This is a genomic window from Micromonospora sp. NPDC005710, assembly GCF_040630995.1.
GTDB lineage: Bacteria > Actinomycetota > Actinomycetes > Mycobacteriales > Micromonosporaceae > Micromonospora.
Map to the genome: position 1 here is coordinate 1 of NZ_JBEXYP010000026.1, position 19,312 is coordinate 19,312.

Below are 19,312 nucleotides of genomic sequence, written 5' to 3' on the forward strand. Positions count from 1 at the left end.
TGACCAGTCCGGGGTATAAATCATAATTGGCACTGGCTTTACAAGCACCCTGTTGAGTTCTCAAAGAACAACCACACACCAACCAGAAACCCCACAACCGCAGGGCCCCGACCGGGGCTTTTCCGTACCGTGTCCCCGTCGCTCTCGCGCCGGGCACTTTTACTACGTTACCTCACCGTCTTGGCTGTGTCAAACCGTGTGTCCCGGTCTGTCATGCTTCGTACGGGTCAGCGCCGGCGCACTCACGCAGCAGCGAACCGCTGCGTCAGGTCGTCGGATTCGGCAGACCGGCCGCTGCGGTGTCCCGCAGTCTCGCCCGGCTCCCTGCCAGTCGTGAACCTTACCCGGTCGGCTTCGCCGCACCAAATCCGCCTCGCGGCCGATCCGGCAAGCCCCGCCCGGACCGCGTCTCCCAGGAGCGAACCCCTGCGTGACCCGGTGCCATCCCGTACCGGTGCTTCAGGACTTTCGTCCCGTTTGCCCCGTTCCGCGCTGGCAGAGAGAAAGTTACGCGTCTGCGGGTTTGATCGTCAAATCCACTGGCAGCGGCGCGCGTCACATTCGCGCGTCCGAACAGTTCCCGCAGGTCAAGCGCTTGAGGCCGGAACCGGTGAAACCAGCGCCGCCAGCAGGCCGGGCCACCACGTGCCTTCAGGACGCCTGACGGCGCCGAGCGGCGAGCCAGGCCCGGACCCCGAGGACGCCGGCGGTGGTGCCGATCGCCAACGACGCGGCGATCAGCAGCGCATGCACCCACAGGAAGCTGGTGGCCGGGCCGTCCGCCACGGTGCCGGAAGCCCAGGACCGCGGGTCCTGCCAGATGGCCACCGCGAACCTCGGCCAGATCACCCAGGTCCAGACGCCCACTCCGACCAGGAAGAGACTCCACCCTCGCGACAGCACCATGGCAGCCGAGTATGCCAGCGGACCGGCGACGCGACGTCGAACGCATTGCCACCTGGTCAGCGGGCTGAACATGTCGCCAGCGGATGGGCACTGCGAACGGAGGACAGGTGCGGACGCCCCGGAGATGACCGTCTCGCGGGTAATCTGAGGCCGTGGTCCGGACGGGCAACTGCGCATCCGAGGCGGTCGACCTGGTCGACGGCCGTCTCCTCGGTGCCGTGCCCGAGATCCCGATCTGCTCCGGCGACGGCCGTGAGCAACTTTCTGAACGTCCTCCGTGCCGGTGGTCTGCGGTTTCGCGCCGGCGCGCGATGGCGGGCGACTCGCTGAGTCGATCCCGCTGACCGAGCACTGCTGACAGCCCTGCTCGGCGCGCGTCCACGCGTCACCCACCTTCGGTCACGAGAGGCACCACCATGTCCATCGCACGCATGCTCACCGGGGACCGGCCCACCGGCCGCCTGCATCTCGGCCACTACGTCGGCAGCATCGCCAACCGGGTACGGCTGCACCGGCGTTACGAGAGCTTCTTCATCATCGCCGACCTGCACATGCTCACCACCCGCAACCGCCGGGAGGACATCGACCAGGTCTCCGGCAACGCCCGCGAGATGGTGACCGACATCCTCGCCGCCGGTGTCGACCCGGACCGGGCCGTCTTCTACCTCCAGTCGGCGATCCCCGAGGTCGGTGACCTCAACACTCTTCTCCAGAACCTGGTGACAGTGCCCCGGCTGGAACGGGTGCCCTCGCTCAAGGACATGGCCCGCGACGCCGGCAAGGAGGAGATGCCGTACGGGCTGCTGGGTTACCCGGTGCTCCAGGCCGCGGACATCCTCTGCGTCAAGGGGGAGGTGGTTCCGGTCGGCCGGGACAACGCCGCACACGTCGAGGTGACCAGGGAGATCGCCCGGCGGTTCAACCACCTGTACGGGGACGTCTTCCCGGTGCCCGAGCTGATTCCGGCGGACACCCCGAGCCTGGTGGGGACCGACGGGGCCGCCAAGATGAGCAAGAGCCGGGGCAACTCGATAGCGCTCTCCGACGACGCCGCAACCGTGCGTCGGAAGGTCCTCGGCATGTACACCGACCCGAACCGGGTGCGGGCCGACGTGCCGGGCACCGTGGAGGGCAACCCGGTGTTCGCGTACCACGAGGTTTTCAATCCGGACCGCGACGAGGTGGCCGACCTGGCCCGGAGGTACCGGGCCGGGCGGGTGGGTGACGTGGAGGTCAAGGAACGGCTGATCGTCGCGCTGGAAGGGTTCCTGGCGCCGATCCGGCAGCGGCGGACCGAGATCGAAGCCGACCGGGGCCTGGTCGACCGACTGATCGTCGAGGGTACGGAACGCACCCGCCAGGAGGTACGCCGGACAATGGTCGAGGTACGTCGGGCGATGGGGCTGACCGGCGCGTACCAGCAGGTGCGGCGGCGGGCTGAGCGCTCGGCGTCGAGAAAGTGACCGGCCGGCACCCGCCCGGCCTCTCAGGCGAAAAAAGCTGACCCGCCGTGTCGATGACCGCGACCCGCGTTCGTCGTCATGCTGTACGGCGACCTGCCGCACCGAGAGGAGCCGAAACGTGAAGTACATGCTGCTGTTCATGAGTCCCCTGGTCGACGGGGAAGCCGTCGGCAACGGGTGCACCTTCGAGGACTGGATCCGGTACGACAGGGAGATGAAGGACGCCGGGGTCTGGGTCTCCGGGCATCCCCTGCAGGACCTGACCACCTGCACCACGGTGCAGGTCGGTCCGGACGGCGAGCGCACCATCACCGACGGGCCGTTCGCCGAGACCCGGGAACTGCTCGGCGGGTACGACGTCATCGACGTGCCGGACCTCGACGCCGCGCTGGACTGGGCGGCCCGCAGCCCCGGGGCCATCGGCACCGGGTCGGTCCAGGTCCGTCCGATCGCCGAGATCGACGTGCCGGTCTGACCATGCCGGGTGAGGATGCGGCGGTCGGTTCGTCGGTGGAGGCGGTGTTCCGGGAGGAACGCGGCCGACTGCTCGCCTCGCTGGTGCGCCGCTTCGGTGACCTCGACCTGGCCGAGGAGGTCGCCTCGGAGGCCATCGAAGCGGCGCTGACGCACTGGCCGACCGACGGCGTCCCGAGTCGGCCGGGCGCCTGGCTGCTGACCACGGCCCGGCGACGGGCGGTGGACCGGCTGCGTCGCGACCGGGTGCTGGCGACGCGGCTCGCCGTACTCCGGGCGGAGGCCGAGCGGGCCGACCACGCGCCGCCCGCCGACGCGGACCGCGACCTGCCCGACGACCGGTTGGCGCTGTTCTTCACCTGTGCGCACCCGGCCCTGGCCGCGCCGGATCGCGGCGCGCTCACCCTGCGCTTCCTGGCCGGTCTCACCACCGCCGCTGTCGCGCGGGCCTTCCTGGTGCCGCCTGCCACCATGGCCCAGCGGCTCGTCCGGGCGAAGCGGAAGATCCGCGACGCTCGCATCCCGTTCCGGGTGCCCGGCCCCGACGAGCTGCCCGGTCGGCTGCCCACAGTGCTCCAGGCCGTCTACTCGGTCTTCACCGAGGGGTACGCGGCCAGCTCCGGCCCGGAGCTGCAACGGATCGACCTGGCCGAGGAGGCCATCCGGCTGGGCCGGATCCTGCGTCGGCTGCTGCCCGCCGAGCGGGAGGTCGCCGGACTGCTCGCCCTGATGCTGCTGGTTCACGCCCGACGGGACGCGCGTACCGGGCCGGACGGCGCGATGGTCCTCCTCGACGACCAGGACCGCGGACGCTGGGACCGTCAGATGATCGAGGAGGGGCGCGGCCTGGTGGTGGTCGCACTGACCGGCCCGGGACCCGGCCCGTACGGCGTGCAGGCCGCGATCGCCGCGCTGCACGACGAGGCCGCCGACGTGGCCAGCACCGACTGGCCACAGGTGGTGGCGCTCTACGACGTACTGCTCGGCCTGGTGCCCTCACCGATCGTCGCGCTGAACCGGGCCGCCGCGGTGGCCATGCGGGACGGGCCGGCGGCGGGGCTCGCGCTGCTCGACGAGTTGGCCGACGAGCCGCGGCTGCGCGGCCATCATCCCTATCCGGCGGCGCGGGCCGACCTGCTGCGCCGGCTCGGCCGGTGGAACGAGGCCGCCGCCGCGTACCGCATCGCGTTGACGCTCGTCGGCACCGACCCGGAGCGCGAGTACCTGCTCAGACAATTGCGATCCGTTCCCACCGAGTGAGCTGTACCCTTCCCCGGGTGAGTCTGCCTCTGCCTCCAGGGCCGTTCGCCGCGTACCTGTTCGACTGCGACGGCACCATCGTCGACTCGATGCCGCTGCACTACCTGGCCTGGCAGCGGGCCCTTGAGGAGTGGGGCTGCGAGTTCCCGGAGGACCTTTTCTACGCCTGGGGTGGTCGGCCCACCGCCGACATCATCGTCGCCCTGAACGAGCAGCAGGGTCTGGCCATGCCGGTGGCTGCCGTCGTCGAGCGCCGGGAGAGCTACTACCAGGAGTTGCTGCCGCAGCTCGCCGCCGTGCCCGAGGTGCTGGCGCACATCCACGATGCGCACCGGAGGGTTCCGTTCGCCGTCGTGTCCGGCAGCACCCGCGCGTCGGTCACCGCCTCCCTGGACGCGCTCGGCCTGCTGGACCGGTTCGACGTGCTGGTCTGCGCCGACGACTACACGCGGGCCAAGCCCGACCCGGAGGCGTTCCTGCTCGCGGCGCAGCAGCTCGGCGTACCCCCGGAGTCCTGCCTGGTCTTCGAGGACACCGACCTGGGCATCCAGGCCGCGACGGCGGCGGGCATGGCGTCGGTACGCGTGCCGCAGCAGCGCACGTCCTGACGTCTCAGGCGACGGTCAGCAGGAGCTTGCCGGCGTAGGACGTCTGTAGGCGCTGGTGCGCATCCCGCACCTTGCCCAGCGGGAACTTCTCCGCGACGTGCACCACGAACGGCCCGGCCTCGATGAGTTCGTTGAGACGCTGCAACTGTCGGGGGCTGGATTCGCCGTCGTACGCGCGGACCGTGACGCCCGGCCGTTCCTGCGGCTCCGGCCGCACCCCGTGGGCGAACGCGATCACCCCGCCGTCGGCAAGCGCCTCGGCGAGCTGGTCCAGGGTCGGGCCGCCGGCCATCGCCAGGATGGCGTCCACGCCGCCCGGTGCCGCGTCCCGGATTCGGGCCAGTACGTCGGTCATGTCGCCGTGGCCGTCGAGTGACACGTCGGCCCCGAGCCGGGTCACGAGTGTGACGCCGTCCGCCCCGGACGCGATGGCGACCACGTTCAGTCCCTGCCGCTTCGCCAACTGCACGGCCAGGTGACCCTGACCACCGCTCGCACCGAAGATCAACAGCCAGGCGCCGGCCGACAGGCTGAGCGCGTCGAGCCCGGCCAGCGCGGTCAGCGCGTCGGTGGGCATGGCACCGGCGTGCTCCGGCGTCAGACCGTCGGGCACCTTCGCCGCGTACTCCGCCTTGACGCAGGCGTACTCGGCGTAGAAGCCGCCCTTCGGCCGGGTGGTGGCGGCGACGTAGACCAGGTCACCCACGCCCACGTTCGTCACAGTGCTGCCGGCCGCGATCACGGTTCCGGCACCGTCGGAGCCGGGCACGATCGGGAGCGCGGAGCCCTCCGGCACCAGCATGCCCTGCCGCTCGTACGCGTCCCACACCCCGACGCCGGCGCTCCAGACCTTGATCAGCACCTCGTCGTCGGCGACCTGCGGGATCGGCAACTTCCGCAGGGTGATCACCTCCGGCCCGCCGAACTCGTCCAGGGCAGCGGCCTGCATCCGCTCTGGCACATCCCCGTCAACCATGTGGATTCCCTCTCCGTGCCGGCGTCACCGTCGCAGCATGCCGGCTCGTGGCCAGGCGTGACCCGGAGCCGGGCGCCGTTCACCCACAAGGACGAACGCCGGTACTCGGCACTGTGGTGCTGCGAAACCTGCCGAGTTGATCCGGAGCCGCGCTCAGGAGGTCTGTGGCTCGGGACCGCGGAGCGCCTGCGCGACGGCGTCGCGGACCCGGGCGTCCTCGCGGGCCTTGCGCTGCGCCCGGTCGCGGCGTCGGTACAGGTACGCCCCCACCAGGACGGCGACAAGCACGACGAGCAGCAGCACCAGCGTCCAGGGCAGGGCCCAGCCGTGTGCGGTGGCCTGGACCGGCTTGAGCGAGGTGGTGGAGCCCGAGGCGTCGGTGAGAAGCGGTGTCACCGTCGCGGTCGCGGCGAGCGCCACGGCGGGAGCCACCCCGTGCAGGGGAACACTCACGTTCCAGCTCTCACCGGGAAGCAGCTCCGGCGGGGCGGCGACGTCGGTTGCCCGTACCCGCAGCAGGCCGAACGGACCCGAGACGGTGACCGCCTGCTCACCGGACAGGGCGGCGTTGCCGACGTTGTGAACCTGGTAGGTGACAGTGGCGTCACCCTTGCTGAAGGGGTTCGTCGGTCCGTCGTACGTCACGTGCAGGTTCTCGATCGCGAGGTTCGGCTTCAGCTCGCCGCCCACCCGCAGCTTGATCCGGATACCGAGGCGCCTGTCGACGTTGATCCCCTCGGCCTGGTCGGCCTGGGTCAGCGTGGTGAGGATGCCACCGACGTAGTCACCGGGCGTGGCGTTCTCCGGGACGCGCACAGTGAAGGGAACCTGCGCGGTCTTGCCGGGCTGCACCACGACGCTGCTGGCGGTGGCTTTGACCCAGGCGCCGATCGCCACCGATCTCGTGTCCTTGGTGAGCAGGTCGAGCTGGCCGGCGTCGGTGGTGAAGCCGTCGGCCGCGTACACGGCGAGGGTCAGCGGCGCCGGGCCGCGGTTGGCGACGACCATGGCGTCCTCGACGGCACCGCCCGGGTTGACGTTGTAGCTGTAGCTGGACCGGGCCTCGCCGTAGCCGTTGGAGGCCGTCCGAACCGTCCAGGCGACGTTGCCGTCTGCGGCCAGGGCGGGACCGGCACCGACACCGACGGCCGCCACGACGGCGAGCAGGGACAGTGCGGTCGTACGGAGGCGTGTCTTCCAGCGCGTTACGGACGGGTACATGTCGGTTCCTTGAGGTGATCTTGGGAGGGACGCCAATGGGTGGCGGGGTAGGCCCCGAAGGTGCCTACCCCGCCCGGATGGAGCTGTCCGGTCAGCTGCTCAGCGCAGTGATCGTGAGGGTGGTGCGGTAGCTGCCCTTCGCGATGCTGTCCGGGATCTTCAGGTCCAGGTCAGCGCCGAGCTTGGCGCCGCCACGCGGGTGACCCTGCGCCGCCGCGGCGAGCGCACTGGACACCGAGAGGCCCTTGCCCTGGTCGTCGAGGGACGACAGGACCGGGGCACCGGCCTCGGCACCCGCGCCGGCGTCGAGCACGTACGGGTTCCAACCGAGGTAGGAGCCGGAGAACGTCTTGTCGGCGTCGGAGAAGTCGCCGACGTTCGCCGAGATCGACCACGGGGCCAGTGAGCGCCGGCTGTCCGACACCAGGATCGGGTTGATCTTGCCGTTGGCCTGGAAGTAGGTGCCGTTGCGCTCCTGCGCGGTACCCAGGTCGACCAGACCGTTGTAGCCGTCGATCGTCCAGCCGAACTCGCCCGGAGCCGGGTTCGGAACGTTCACCTGGATGGCCTGACCGTCACCGTGGAACGGGTGCACCGTCACGTTGTCGACGATCGAGCCGACCGGCTGGCCGTCCGGGGTGTTGACGCAGGAGAGGCCGGCCTCGACCGACGCGTTCGGCGCCGCGCAGGTGCCGCTGCGCACGTTCGCCAGGACCAGCTTGTCGCCGCGCACCTGCACCTTGACGTAGCTGCGGACGTGCTCCTGGTTCTGCACGGAGTTGTACCAGAACTTGCCCGGGTCGAGCGGGTCCGGACCGTTGCCCCGGATGCCGGTGCCGGTGGCGTCCGGCGCCTTGATGTCGTAGTACTTCGAGCCGGAGGCCGAGTTGGCGGTCACGTAGATGACGCCACCCGGGCCGGGGAACACGTCGGCAGCGCCCGGCTTCTCGGCCGGGTTCTCCTTCTGGCCGTTCTTGATCGAGTAGCTGCGCGAGTAGCTGTGGTCGTGACCCTGGAGCACCATGTCGATGCCGAGGTTCGAGAAGGCGGTGGTGAAGTCTTCCCGACGCTGCTTGTTGTCGGTGTCGGTCGAGTGGCTCGCCGGCGAGTAGATCGAGTGGTGGTAGACGAGCACCTTCCACTTGGCCTCGGAGCCGTGCTTGTTCACCACGTCGGTGATGTACGAGACGTGGGCGGCGTCGCCGGCGTTGCTGCCGTCGGTCGGCAGCTTGTAGCTGTTGCTGTTGATGTCGATGAACAGCACGTCCTTGTAGACGAACCAGTAGTCACCACCGGACTTGGTGCCCGCCGGGTTCCCGTTGTCGTAGTACGGGGCGGTGCGGTCGGTGTTCGGGGTGAAGTGGTGCTGCTCGTAGGACTTGCCGCCGACGTCGTGGTTACCGATGGTGGCGACGACGGGGTACTGCCGCAGCTGGTCGGGAGCCATGAACGAGGTCCACTGACCCTCGTCGTTGGCGGACTCGACGTGGTCGCCGCCGGAGACCAGCAGCTCCGCGTTCGGGTTCGCCGCGGTGGCGACCTTCAGCGTGTCCTCCCATCCGGCCTGGTCCTTCAGCCGGTCGCCGGAGGAGCCGATCTGCGGGTCGCCGAAGAACAGGAAGTCGTAGTCGCCCTCGAAATCCTGCGTCTTGAAGGCGTACGCCGGGGACCAGTTGCCCTCGGCGCCGACCCGGTACGAGTACGCCGTCTTCTCGCGCAGGTTGCTGATCGTGGCGTGCCGGTTGAACCCGGTGGTGGAGGTGTTCGGCGCACCGACGGCGTCGAAGCTGACCGCGCTGGCCGGGAACTCGCCGTTGACGATCTCGGCGGTCGGGGCGAGCTGGATCTTCTGGGCGGTGTCGGCCGAGGAGTACCAGGTCACGATCCGCTGGGTCTCGTTGGCGCCGACGCCGAGGATCACGCTGCTGATCGTGGTGGGCTCGGCCGCGCTCGCGGTGGCCGTCAGGCCACTGCCGAGGGCCGCGCCCAACCCCAGGAAGCCGGCGGCGACCCCGGCGACCAGGCGCCGCCGCACGAGCGCCGAGGCCCGTGTCGAGGTGCTCAATGTCATCGACATTGTTCCCTTTTCAAATAGAGAAATGGATGGTGTCTTCACCCGACACTGGGGAAGCAATTCCACGCTTTCGTCGCCCGATGAACCAACCATGAACGTGATCTTGCGAAAGACTGCACGTCACGAACTACTTAGCCATACTCATGATCCGGAAACGCGCTGCACAAACCAGATCAACCCCATAGTGGACACCGCTGCGGAAACGGCACCGGTCACCCAGAGGCCGGCTTTCGGCGCGCGACGGCGCAGCACGAACAGCAACGGGAAGACGATCGCGATAATCGTCAACTGAACGACCTCGATGCCGACGTTGAACACCAGCAGGGACCACAGGAGAGTCCACGACCACGCCTCGTCGATGCCCAGCGCGCCAGCGAAACCCAGACCGTGCACGAGGCCGAAGCAGAACACCACACCGAGGCGGATCCAGCCGGCCCGATCCAGGCTGAGGTGCCCACGCCCGACCGTTTCCAGCTCGGCCGCGCGCTCACCACGCCGCCAGATCCCCCACAGGTGCCAGCCGGCGACGACGGCGATCGACAACGCGATGATCGGCTCCACCACCACGCCCGGCACCTCGACCAGGCCGAGAGCGGCCAGCATGAACGTCACCGAGTGCGCGAGTGTGAAGCTGGTGGCCGCGAGCACGATCTCCCGGAGCCGCCGCGACCCGGCGATGAGCGCCAGCAGGAACAGAATGTGGTCGATCCCGGTCAACAGATGCTCGGCACCCAGGAGGAAGAACTCGCCGAACCGCTGGTACCAGGTCTGCGCTGTCGAGAAGGACGGGTTCGCGGCGTCCAGCGCCGCACTGCCGGAGCGACCGTCGATCTCGTACGTGACGATCGTCTTCGTGCCCTTGACGTAGCCCTCGTCGTCCGGGAACAGACCGCTGCGCACCACGTGCTCGTCGACCCGCTCCGGGCACGTCCAGTCGAGCAGCAGGTTCGCGTACGGCACACCCTCGCGCTCGCCGATCGTCGCGTCACCCACCTGGGCCGGCCGGCAGTCCGCACCCCGGGAACTCACCGAGAACCGGTCGGAGACGTACCCGAGGACCGCCGACGTGTGACTCTTCAGAGCGGCGGCCTGGGCGGCGCTGTCGCCCGCCTCGAAGGCGGCGGTTCCCGCCCGGAAGAGCGCGTCGTCGTCGCCGGCATCCGCTGCGGATACGACGAGTAGGTCGTATTCGAGTTCCACCCCGGTCCGAATGTGACCCTCATCTCCCGCCGCAATTTTCGTGTACACAGTCGACGAGAAGCCGTGTGCGGACGCCGGTTCGGCGGCCAGAAACGGAACAACCCCTGCGGCGAAACCGACAGCGGCGACGATAACGGTACGGCGGATGCGGCCTGACATTCGACTCCCTCGGTTGGCCAGTGCACGTTGCATGTCGCGGGTGAACACCAACCCGCGCAGCGACGAACCGCCGGAGAACAACGTCGGTGAACGGCGGCCCACTGATCACCGGTGACCAGAATTGAGATAGGAATACGCAGAAGTACGCGAACTTTCCGCCACCACCCGGAGGACGATCACCTTGCGCCCCCCGCTTCGGGCCGTTGCCATGCTGGCCGCGACCGCCGCGCTGGTCACCGCCTGCAACTCCAGCGACGACTGGTCCGAGCCGCGTCCGGCGCCCAGCGCCATCGGCACTCTCGGCCCGGGGTTCGTCGACCCCTCCACGACGCCGGCACCGGAGGCGACGATCACTCCGCGACCCGGTTCGTGGGCAGGTGTCCACCCGCCGAAGGACTACCGGGTCGTCCTGCTCACGAGCGGTACGGACAACCCGACCAAGGCGCTCGTGACGGCTGTCGACGAATGGGCCGACGACGAGCACGTCGACCTCAGGACGATCACGGTCGGCAGTGCGCACGACACCGTTCCCAGCATCGCCAAGGCCATGGAGATGGGCCCGGACCTCATCGTCAGCGCCGGCAACGATCTCGTCGACGGGCTCGCGTTGGTCACCCCGAACCACCTCGACGCGGCGTTCCTCGTGGTCGGCGCGGAGTTGGCCGAGCCCACCCACAACGTCACGGCTGTCGACTGGGATGGCGCGTCGTTCCGTGGTGAGGGGCTCGGGATGTCCTCGAACTACGACCCGAACTCGTTCACCGCCGACCGCTGCGCGGCGGCCATCCGGGCGGGCGTGGCAGCGGTCCTCAACGACCTGACCGGGATCGTGCTCTGGCTCTGACACCGGAGGGCTCCCCCCGCGCGGGTCCCCGGGTCGCCGCATCCGTTCGGCTCATCTTCGGGCCGGAAAGACGGGCTGCCGTGGATCGATCCGGCGTGCGATCCTCTACCGATTGATCATGATCGGGACCGGTAGTGGAGGCAGGGCTTGGGTACCGCTTCGCGCATTCACCGACGGATGGTGTCGCTGGGCGTCGCCGTGACGCTCGTCTGCGGCGCGGCGGTGGGGCTCACCTCCGCCACCGCCACCGCGGCGGCGAGCGCACCGACCGATCTCAAGACCGCCGGTAGTGAGTGCGCCGACGCCGCTCCGGGGCCGTACCTGAACCCGAAACACTTCGGCAGCGCCGAGGCCGTCTCGCTACAGGGCACCCACAGCGGTACGCCGCGGAGCGGACGGCAGGCCGACTTCCAGGTGTGGGACGTCACCGACCCGGCCCGACCGCAGCAGTGGCTCCGCGAGATGGGCGAGGAGGGCACGATCGTCTACGTCCAACTCGAGGACGAGTCGCGGCAGCTCGACGGCGTCACGTACGCCTGGCGGGTGCGTGTCCTTGACGGTGCTGACGCGTCGCCGTGGAGCGACACGTGCCACTTCACCGTCGACCGCACCGGAGGCCCGGCACCAACTGTGACCTCGACCGACTACCCAAGCGGTTCAGCCCGCAGTGGCGCGATCGGTGTCCCCGGCACGTTCACGGTGACCTCGGCCTCAACCGACACCGTCAGCTACCTCTACAGGTTCTACTCGAGCGAGCTGCCTGGCGAGTACAAGGAATCCACAGTCGACGCTGACGGTCTCGGAGGGCCGGGGGTCGTCACGTTCACGCCCAAGGCTGCCACTTCCCACTCACTGACTGTCTATGCCGTCGACCGGGCGGGAAACAGGTCCGAGCGGGCGGTTCACCCGTTCTACGTCAAGGAGACCCGACCGGAGGTCTTCTCCGCCGCCTACCCGGAGTTGACGCCGAACCAGGACTACAACGTCGGCGTACCCGGCGCGTTCGATTTTCGGGCCACTGTCGCGGGCACGGCGTCCTTCGCGTGGCGGATCGACGAGGGCGGGCCGTCCGGCACCGTGGCGGCGGATGGCAGCGGAAAGGCGACGGCGATGATCGCCCCGACCCGTGGCGGCCGGCAGACCCTGTACGTCCACAGCGTCACCCACGACGGCACCGCGCACGTCCCGCGCGCCTACGCGTTCGCGGTCGACGACGCCCCGGTTCTCACCGGTGACACGCGTGGAGAGGTGACGATCGGCTCCTCGCTCACCATCCACCTCGCCCCGCGCGCGCCGCAGGTCGTGGAGTACCTGTACTGGCCGGAGTACTCGGGCCTGGACCAGCGGCCGGTGGTGAAGACCACTGTGCCAGCCCGTCCGGACGGCAGCGCCGACCTCGTCTGGACCGCCACCGATGCCGACGTCGACGGCCTGCGGATCCAGAGCCGGAGCGCAGACGGCACCCTGTCCACCCCTCGTTGGCTGAACGTCTCGGTCGACGGTGCGGCACCAACAGTGACCCGCACCGGCAGCACCGCGGCTGGCACCTCGTCCACCTTCACCGCGCGCAGCTCGATGGCCGACATCGTCGACTACGTGGCGACGCTCAACGACGACGACAGCACGAAACAGGTTCTCCGTCCGTCCGCCAACGGCACTGTCACCTTCAGCTTCCGCACGATGGTGATCGGCCACAACTACGTGAGCGTCGTCGCCCGTAACGCCGCCGGCGTGCAGACGGAGAGGGGCAGCCAGGTCTGGACGACGACGGACGAGCCGCAGGTCAGTTCCGTCGAGTTCCCGGAGAACGGCAGCGGCCGACTGGCCACCGGCGCGTTCACCTTCAGCTCGTACCTGCCCGACACCGTGGGTTACCACTACTCGATGAACAGCGGGTCGTACGTGACCGTCCCGGCCCGCGCCGACGGCACCGCGCAGGTGACCTGGACGCCGACGGCCGAGGGCGCCCACCGTCTGCGGGTCTTCCGGGTCAAAGCCGACAGCCATTGGTCCCGGACGTTCATGGACTACCGGTTCGCGGTCGCCAACGCTGTTACCACTGTCGCATCCGTCGCTCCGGGCACCGTGCCCTCGGGTGACCTGAGGACGATCACCATCCACGGGACCTATCTGCACCAGGACGACAAGGTCGAGGTGAGCCCCTACCGCACGGTGCCGATCCGGGCCTGGGTGAAGACGGTCTCGGCGGACCGCAGGACGCTCACCGTCGAGGTGGATCTCAGCCAGGCAGTGCTCGGTCCGGCCACCCTGACCCTGCACCCGTACGGGACGCTCAAGCCGCTGGTCCTGGCCAACGCGTTCACGATCGGCCCACCGCCGGTACTGCAGTCGGTCAAGCCACCCACCATCAGCGGAACGGTGGCGGCCGGTGGCACTGTCACGGTGAACCCGGGCGAATGGACGCCCAGCGCGGAGCAATACTGGTACCAGTGGTTGGCGAACGGTGTCGAGATCTGGAGGGCGAACGACTCGACGTTCGCGATCCCGGAGGCCATGCTCGGGCAGCGTCTGACTGTCGCTGTCACGGCCAGCCGGGACCGCTACACCTCGACCACTGTCACCTCGGCCGCCGTCGCGGTCGACACCATGGTCTGGCGCCCGCGCCCGCCGAGACTCGACCCGGACGCGCTGCGGTCGAACCCGCGTCGTCCCCCGGCCTGACCGGAACGAATGCCGACCGGGCCGGCCCCGTGCTCAGCGCGGGGCCGGCCCTCGGTCTTCGAACTCGTACGTGGTGGTGAGGCCCTCGGGCAGGTCGGGAACCAGGGCGTTGGTGCCGTCGACCACCTGGACGTAGCGCTTGCCCTGAAAGATCGAGTAGCTGCCGTCCGGCACCCGGTCGATCCGGAAGAGCTGCGTCGAGGCGGCGGCGTCGCACGGCCGACCGCGGACGCTGCCCGGCGCGGTGTCGTGCACGACTGTCATGCAGATCGCGTCACCGCCGGCCGCCCGGAGGATCCGGTACCTGTCGCCCTCGGGGCGCAGCACCCACAGCGCCCGGTCGTCGATGCCCTGTTCGGTGCTGGCCCGCACCTGATCGCCGTCGCTGTCGATCGCCAACGTCGCTCCGGGCATGCCGGGCATCGTGATCTGGACCTGTCGCCGGCCGGCGAGGATCTCCTGTGGTCCCGCCGAGGCGGTCGCGGACGGGGGCACTGGTGATGCGACCTGGGTGGCCGGGTCGACACCAGGCGTCTCGACGTCGTTTCGCGCCTGGCGGAACGTGGTGCCGGCGACGATGGCCACCACTGCCAGCCCCGCCGCACCGACGGCCGTCCGTCGCCGCCGGCGCCTGTCGCTGCGGTGCCGCAACGTCTGTGCCCCCGGCAGTGTGGCGACTCGCCGGACCTCGTCCACGATCGCGGTGAGGTCCTCGCGCGGATCAGCCATGGGAGGTCTCCTCCTGGTGCGCATCGGTCAGCAACCCGGCCATCGCTCGCCGACCTCGGGCGAGGTACGTCTTCACGGTTCCGACGGGGGCCTGCATCTCGGCTGCCACCTCGGCGACGCTGAGATCGTTGAGGTGGTGCAGCACGACGGCCCGCCGCTCGTTGGCACTCAACCGTTGCAGCGCCTGCAACAGTGCGACGTGGTCCTCGTTCAGTCCGGGCACACCCTGATTGACGGCGGCCCGGCGGTGGGCGCGTACCCGGTTGAACGCCTTGCGCCAGCTGCTCACCGCGATCCGGGACGCCACCCGGCGAACCCACGCCTCCGGGCTGTCGGTCTCCCGCACCGTCCGCCACCGCTGCCAGGCCCGCATGAACGCCTCGGCGACGGCGTCCTCCGCCTCGGCGCGGTTGCCGGTGAGCGCGTAGACGTGACCCACGACCCGCCCCGCGCAGGCCGCGTAGAGGGCGTCGAACTCTTCGGCGTCACGCATCCGACCGGTGCCCTCCCGCTCCTCGTCCCCTGGTCACCGCCGCATGGAACTCGCCCCGGTGCAACGGTCAGGTCGGCGCGGGGCGAGATTGTGGCCTCTGTCACACCACTGTGATCAACCTGACGACCCGGCCAGGCGTCATCGTGCCGACCCGGGAGACGCCCGTGGCGGAGAGGACGATGTGCGACGACGGCAACGACGCGCGCTGACAGCCGGAGTACTCGCGACCGCGCTGGTGGCGGCGGGCCTGACCGCCCAACCGGCGAACGCGCAGGAGAGGCCGGCGGCCACCGCTCCCGGCACCCACGGAACCTTCACCCTGATCACCGGGGACCGCGTGTCGCTGGACGCGGCGGGCCGCCCACAGATCCAACGCGGGCCGGGCCGGGCCGCCATGCGGTTCGTGAGCAGCCGCGAGGACGGTCATCAGTACGTCATCCCGGTGGACGCGATGCCGCTGGTGCGGGACGGTCGACTCGACCGACGCCTGTTCGATCTCACCACGCTCGACGACTTCGGCTACGACGACCGGGCCGCCGAGTTGCCGCTGCTTGTCGCGTACCCCGAGAACATGGCGGCGCGGGCGCGGACCGCGACCACCGGTGGCGCCGGGCGGGTGCGGGCCGATCTCCCGGCCGCGCACGCGCTCGCGGTCCGGGCGGACCGGGACGACCGGGTGACGCTCTGGGCGTCGCTCACCCGCGGTACGACGTCCGCGCGCACCCTGACCGCCGGGGTCACCCACATCTGGTTGGACGGCAAGCGGACAGTCTCCCTCGATCGCAGCGTGCCGCAGATCGGTGCACCGGCTGCGTGGCAGGCTGGGTTCGACGGCACCGGCATCACGGTCGGCGTTCTGGACACCGGAATCGACGCCGGTCACCCCGACTTCGCCGGGCACCTCACCGAGGTCCGGGACTTCACCGGCGGCAACGACCCGAGCGACTCGGTCGGTCACGGCACCCACGTGGCGTCGACGATCGTCGGCAGCGGCGCCGCCTCCGGCGGCAGGTATCGCGGGGTGGCACCGGGTGCGAAGCTGCTCGTCGGCAAGGTCTGTGCCACCACCGAGTGCCAGGACTCGGACATCATCACCGGCATGCAGTGGCTCGCGCCGCAGACCCGGGTGGTCAACCTGAGCGTGGGCGGCGACGACGCGCCCGGCCTCGACCCACTGGAGACAGCGGTCCAGGAGCTGAGCCACCGGTACGGCACCCTCTTCGTGGTCGCGGCCGGCAACGAGGGGAAGCCGAAGTCGGTGTCCTCGCCGGCCTCCGCCGACGACGCCCTCGCCGTCGCCGCGGTCGACGCCGACGACCAGCGGGCCTACTTCTCCAGCCGCGGCCCGCGCATCGGCGACAACCACATCAAGCCCGAGATCAGCGCGCCGGGCGTCGACATCGTGGCCGCCGCCCCCGGCGGTGACTACGCCACCATGTCGGGTACGTCGATGGCGACCCCGCACGTCGCCGGCACCGCCGCGATCCTCGCCGGACAGCACCCGAACTGGACCGGCCCGCAACTCAAGGCCGCCTTGATGGACTCGGCCAAGCCGACCGGCGAGGACACCATCTACGAGCAGGGCGCCGGCCGGGTGGACATCGCCCGCGCGGTCGCCCAGCCGGTCGCCAGCGACATCGCCGCCATCGACTTTCCGGTGCAACGCTGGCCGCACGCCGACGACACCCCGGTCACCCAGGTCGTCGGCTACCGCAACACGGGCACCGCGCCGGTCACACTGACGCTGGCCATCGCGCCGGCCCCCGCCGGCATGCTCACCGTCAGCCCGGCCACGCTCGTGGTGCCGGCCGGTGGGCGCGCCGAGGCGACGATCACCGTCGACACCCGGGTTGACGCCCCGGACGGCGTCTACCAGGGGGCGCTGACCGCGACCGGCGCCGGCGACCTGCGGGTACGGACGCCCTTCGTGCTGAACCGGGAGATCGAGAGCTACGACGTACGGCTCAACCACACCGGACGCGACGGCAAGCCGGCCACCGCGTACACGACAGTGGCGGCGAACCTGACCACCGGCGAGTTCAGCACCCTCGCTGCGACACCGGGCGGCGGCGTCCTGCGGCTGCCCAAGGGGCGGTACGCGCTGTACAGCACCATCCACGAGGGTGCCGCGTCGACCCTGCTCGCCCAGCCGGTCCTCGACGTACGCGGCCCGATCACCGAGGCGGTCGACGCCCGTCGCGCCAAGCCGGTCGCGTTGACGGTGCCGCAGCGCGACGCCGCACCGATCTCGATCAACGTGAGCGCCAACTGGGACGACGGCATGCGTTACCCGGGCGTCCAACTCAGCGGAGTGTCATTCGCGGACGTCTTCTTCGGCCGACTCGGACCCGCCGTCGCCGCACCCGAGTTCACTGCCACGCTCGGCGTCGGGCTCGCCCGGCCGGGCACTGACGGCACCTTCCGGAACAGCCCCTACACCTACGACCTGGCGTACGTCGACAAGGGCGACATGTTCACCGGCCTGACCAGGAAACTGTCCCCGAAGAACCTCGCCACGGTCAGGACTACCTACCGCAGCCAGTCCACGACGACGACGGCCACCCGGTTCCACCGCGCGTCGGCGCGCGGAGGCTCCGGCCCGATCGGGTCGAACACGCCTGTCGACCTGCCGTTCACCGGCACCGAGTACTACAACACCGACGGCGGCATCGTCTGGTCGTCCACGTTCGTCGAGGGGGACAACCTCACCACCCAGGATTCCACCTTCAGGTCGGGGCGGACGTACTCCCAGACCTGGAACACGGCACCGTTCGGGCCCACGGTGAGCCAGGCGCCGACGCTGTCGCCACTGGGGTACGCGGGCCGCGACGGCGACACCATCTCGATCGCCGCGGTGCCCCTGTTCGGCGACGCGACAGGTCGCCCCTCGACCCGCGACGACCAGCCGGTGCGGTTCCGGCTGCTGCGCGACGGTAGGGAGGTCGGCACCTCGGACAGCTCGTGGGCCGAGTTCGCGGTGCCTGCCGGGAAGGCCACCTACCGGCTGGAGGCGACAGCCACCCGAGGCGCACCTGACACCCTGTCGACGTCGGTCTCGGTGGCGTGGACCTTCACCTCGGCGCACACCGCGTCGCCGGAGCGGCTGCCCCTGACCACAGCCCGGCCGACGCCGGTGCTCGACGACACCAACACCGCACGAACCGGCCGGATCATGACGATCCCGGTGGCGCTGGACCGGCAGACCGGCTCGACTGCCGCCCCCAACCGCACGCTCGGCGTGTCCGCGTCGTTCGACGACGGCCGCACGTGGGTGACGTTGCCGGTGATCCGGAACGTCGCCCTGATCAGTCATCCACGACAGGCCGGATTCGTCTCGCTGCGACTGACCGCCACCGACACCGCCGGCAACACCGTCACGCAGACGATCAAGCGGGCGTACCGGATCGCCTGACGCACTGCCCGGTCCGGGGCGGCGGCGCAAGCGGCCGTCCCGGACCGGACCTCAGTCGCCCCGGCGGCCGGCGCGTCGGTGACTCAACGGGTGAGGGCGCCCTCGGTGACCGAGGACACGGTGCATCGACTCCGCCGACACTGTGAAATCAGGGGTGTGAGCAGAGAAGGCACTGGCGGGTGACGTCGTGAGGTCTGCTCTTTCGACACGCGATCCGGGTGCGTCACATGCCGAACCGACGAACGAACCGATTCGAGTGACAGCCTCCCATCGGCAGCGCTGGGCGGTGCAGACCATGGCTGTCGCACCCGACGACCAGCTACTGGAGGTCGGTTGCGGTCGGGGAGCCGCCGTCTCCCTGGTCGCCGACCGACTCACCACCGGCCGGATCGTCGCCATCGACCGCGCCGCAACAATGGTGAGGCTCGCTACCCAGCGCAACCTGAGCCACATCGACGCCGGCAGAGTCGAGATCCAGCGGGCCGGGTTCGAGTCGGCGGACCTTCCGATCGGCCACTTCACCAAGATCTTCGCGGTGAACGTCAGCCTCTTCTGGTTGGGCGACGCCGCGCAGCAGATCACCCGGATGCGCAGCCTGCTCGCGCCGGGAGGACGGCTCTACGTCTTCGGCGAGCGACCCACCGAGGCGCACGCCACCGCCAACGTCACGGCGACCGAGCTGCTGCTCCAAACCCACTGCTTCACCACGACCACCTCGAGCGCCACTCGTGGTCGGGGCCGTGTGCTGACCTGTGTCACCGGCACTCCGATCCGGTGAGCTGGGCTGATCGCCCGGGTCGACCTGAGCCGG

15 protein-coding genes are annotated in these 19,312 nt (G+C 70.0%); 8 read left to right on the forward strand and 7 right to left on the reverse strand.

Annotation, left to right across the window (positions count from 1 at the left end):
• Positions 1–651: 651 nt before the first annotated feature.
• Entirely contained in the window at positions 652–906 is a 255-nt protein-coding gene (locus ABZ406_RS26815) for a hypothetical protein (protein WP_357767140.1), read from the reverse strand.
• A 416-nt stretch (positions 907–1,322) separates the two neighbouring features.
• On the opposite strand from ABZ406_RS26815, the gene trpS reads away from it, so the two are divergent.
• The 4 genes from trpS (at position 1,323) to ABZ406_RS26835 (ending at position 4,711) form a co-directional block, all read left to right on the forward strand.
• On the forward strand, positions 1,323–2,369 hold the full coding sequence (trpS, locus tag ABZ406_RS26820) for a tryptophan--tRNA ligase (RefSeq protein ID WP_357767143.1): 1,047 nt from the start codon (positions 1,323–1,325) through the stop codon (positions 2,367–2,369).
• A 127-nt stretch (positions 2,370–2,496) separates the two neighbouring features.
• Positions 2,497–2,844, forward strand: a complete 348-nt coding sequence (locus ABZ406_RS26825) for a YciI family protein (RefSeq protein ID WP_357767358.1) — start codon at positions 2,497–2,499, stop codon at positions 2,842–2,844.
• A gap of 2 nt (positions 2,845–2,846) precedes the next feature.
• Positions 2,847–4,103, forward strand: coding sequence for a DUF6596 domain-containing protein (locus ABZ406_RS26830; RefSeq protein ID WP_357767146.1), 1,257 nt, complete (start codon positions 2,847–2,849; stop codon positions 4,101–4,103).
• A gap of 17 nt (positions 4,104–4,120) precedes the next feature.
• Positions 4,121–4,711, forward strand: coding sequence for an HAD-IA family hydrolase (locus ABZ406_RS26835; protein WP_357767149.1), 591 nt, complete (start codon positions 4,121–4,123; stop codon positions 4,709–4,711).
• A gap of 4 nt (positions 4,712–4,715) precedes the next feature.
• Here the strand turns inward: ABZ406_RS26835 and ABZ406_RS26840 are convergent, their stop codons facing one another.
• The 4 genes from ABZ406_RS26840 to ABZ406_RS26855 all read right to left on the reverse strand — a co-directional run bounded on the left by ABZ406_RS26840 (position 4,716) and on the right by ABZ406_RS26855 (position 10,182).
• The gene (locus tag ABZ406_RS26840) at positions 4,716–5,687 is read right to left on the reverse strand and encodes an NADP-dependent oxidoreductase (protein WP_357767152.1); all 972 of its coding nucleotides are present in this window, start codon (positions 5,685–5,687) and stop codon (positions 4,716–4,718) included.
• A 153-nt stretch (positions 5,688–5,840) separates the two neighbouring features.
• Positions 5,841–6,908: a DUF916 domain-containing protein gene (locus ABZ406_RS26845; RefSeq protein ID WP_357767154.1), complete on the reverse strand. Its 1,068-nt coding sequence runs from the start codon at positions 6,906–6,908 to the stop codon at positions 5,841–5,843.
• Between the two features lie 91 nt (positions 6,909–6,999).
• Positions 7,000–8,979, reverse strand: a complete 1,980-nt coding sequence (locus ABZ406_RS26850) for a metallophosphoesterase family protein (RefSeq protein WP_357767157.1) — start codon at positions 8,977–8,979, stop codon at positions 7,000–7,002.
• Between the two features lie 144 nt (positions 8,980–9,123).
• Positions 9,124–10,182, reverse strand: a complete 1,059-nt coding sequence (locus ABZ406_RS26855) for a HupE/UreJ family protein (RefSeq protein WP_357767159.1) — start codon at positions 10,180–10,182, stop codon at positions 9,124–9,126.
• A 340-nt stretch (positions 10,183–10,522) separates the two neighbouring features.
• Here ABZ406_RS26855 and ABZ406_RS26860 point away from each other — a divergent pair, with 340 nt between their 5' ends.
• Positions 10,523–11,185, forward strand: a complete 663-nt coding sequence (locus ABZ406_RS26860) for a hypothetical protein (protein WP_357767162.1) — start codon at positions 10,523–10,525, stop codon at positions 11,183–11,185.
• Between the two features lie 147 nt (positions 11,186–11,332).
• The gene (locus tag ABZ406_RS26865) at positions 11,333–13,867 is read left to right on the forward strand and encodes a hypothetical protein (protein WP_357767165.1); all 2,535 of its coding nucleotides are present in this window, start codon (positions 11,333–11,335) and stop codon (positions 13,865–13,867) included.
• Positions 13,868–13,900: 33 nt separating this feature from the next.
• Here the strand turns inward: ABZ406_RS26865 and ABZ406_RS26870 are convergent, their stop codons facing one another.
• A complete protein-coding gene (locus ABZ406_RS26870) occupies positions 13,901–14,596 on the reverse strand; it encodes an RICIN domain-containing protein (protein ID WP_357767168.1) in 696 nt (231 codons plus the stop codon).
• Entirely contained in the window at positions 14,589–15,089 is a 501-nt protein-coding gene (locus tag ABZ406_RS26875) for a sigma-70 family RNA polymerase sigma factor (RefSeq protein WP_357767171.1), read from the reverse strand. Before ABZ406_RS26875 ends, ABZ406_RS26870 begins: the two co-directional genes overlap by 8 nt.
• A gap of 181 nt (positions 15,090–15,270) precedes the next feature.
• Here ABZ406_RS26875 and ABZ406_RS26880 point away from each other — a divergent pair, with 181 nt between their 5' ends.
• The gene (locus ABZ406_RS26880) at positions 15,271–18,501 is read left to right on the forward strand and encodes a S8 family serine peptidase (protein ID WP_357767174.1); all 3,231 of its coding nucleotides are present in this window, start codon (positions 15,271–15,273) and stop codon (positions 18,499–18,501) included.
• A 256-nt stretch (positions 18,502–18,757) separates the two neighbouring features.
• On the forward strand, positions 18,758–19,279 hold the full coding sequence (locus tag ABZ406_RS26885) for a class I SAM-dependent methyltransferase (protein WP_357767177.1): 522 nt from the start codon (positions 18,758–18,760) through the stop codon (positions 19,277–19,279).
• Positions 19,280–19,312 lie beyond the last annotated feature (33 nt).

Coding starts and splice junctions, on each gene's coding strand:
- ABZ406_RS26815 (WP_357767140.1), bottom strand. CDS start 906: ATGGTGCTGTCGCGAGGGTGGAGTCTCTTCCTGGTCGGAGTGGGCGTC.
- trpS (WP_357767143.1), top strand. CDS start 1,323: ATGTCCATCGCACGCATGCTCACCGGGGACCGGCCCACCGGCCGCCTG.
- ABZ406_RS26825 (WP_357767358.1), top strand. CDS start 2,497: ATGCTGCTGTTCATGAGTCCCCTGGTCGACGGGGAAGCCGTCGGCAAC.
- ABZ406_RS26830 (WP_357767146.1), top strand. CDS start 2,847: ATGCCGGGTGAGGATGCGGCGGTCGGTTCGTCGGTGGAGGCGGTGTTC.
- ABZ406_RS26840 (WP_357767152.1), bottom strand. CDS start 5,687: ATGGTTGACGGGGATGTGCCAGAGCGGATGCAGGCCGCTGCCCTGGAC.
- ABZ406_RS26845 (WP_357767154.1), bottom strand. CDS start 6,908: ATGTACCCGTCCGTAACGCGCTGGAAGACACGCCTCCGTACGACCGCA.
- ABZ406_RS26850 (WP_357767157.1), bottom strand. CDS start 8,979: ATGACATTGAGCACCTCGACACGGGCCTCGGCGCTCGTGCGGCGGCGC.
- ABZ406_RS26870 (WP_357767168.1), bottom strand. CDS start 14,596: ATGGCTGATCCGCGCGAGGACCTCACCGCGATCGTGGACGAGGTCCGG.
- ABZ406_RS26875 (WP_357767171.1), bottom strand. CDS start 15,089: ATGCGTGACGCCGAAGAGTTCGACGCCCTCTACGCGGCCTGCGCGGGG.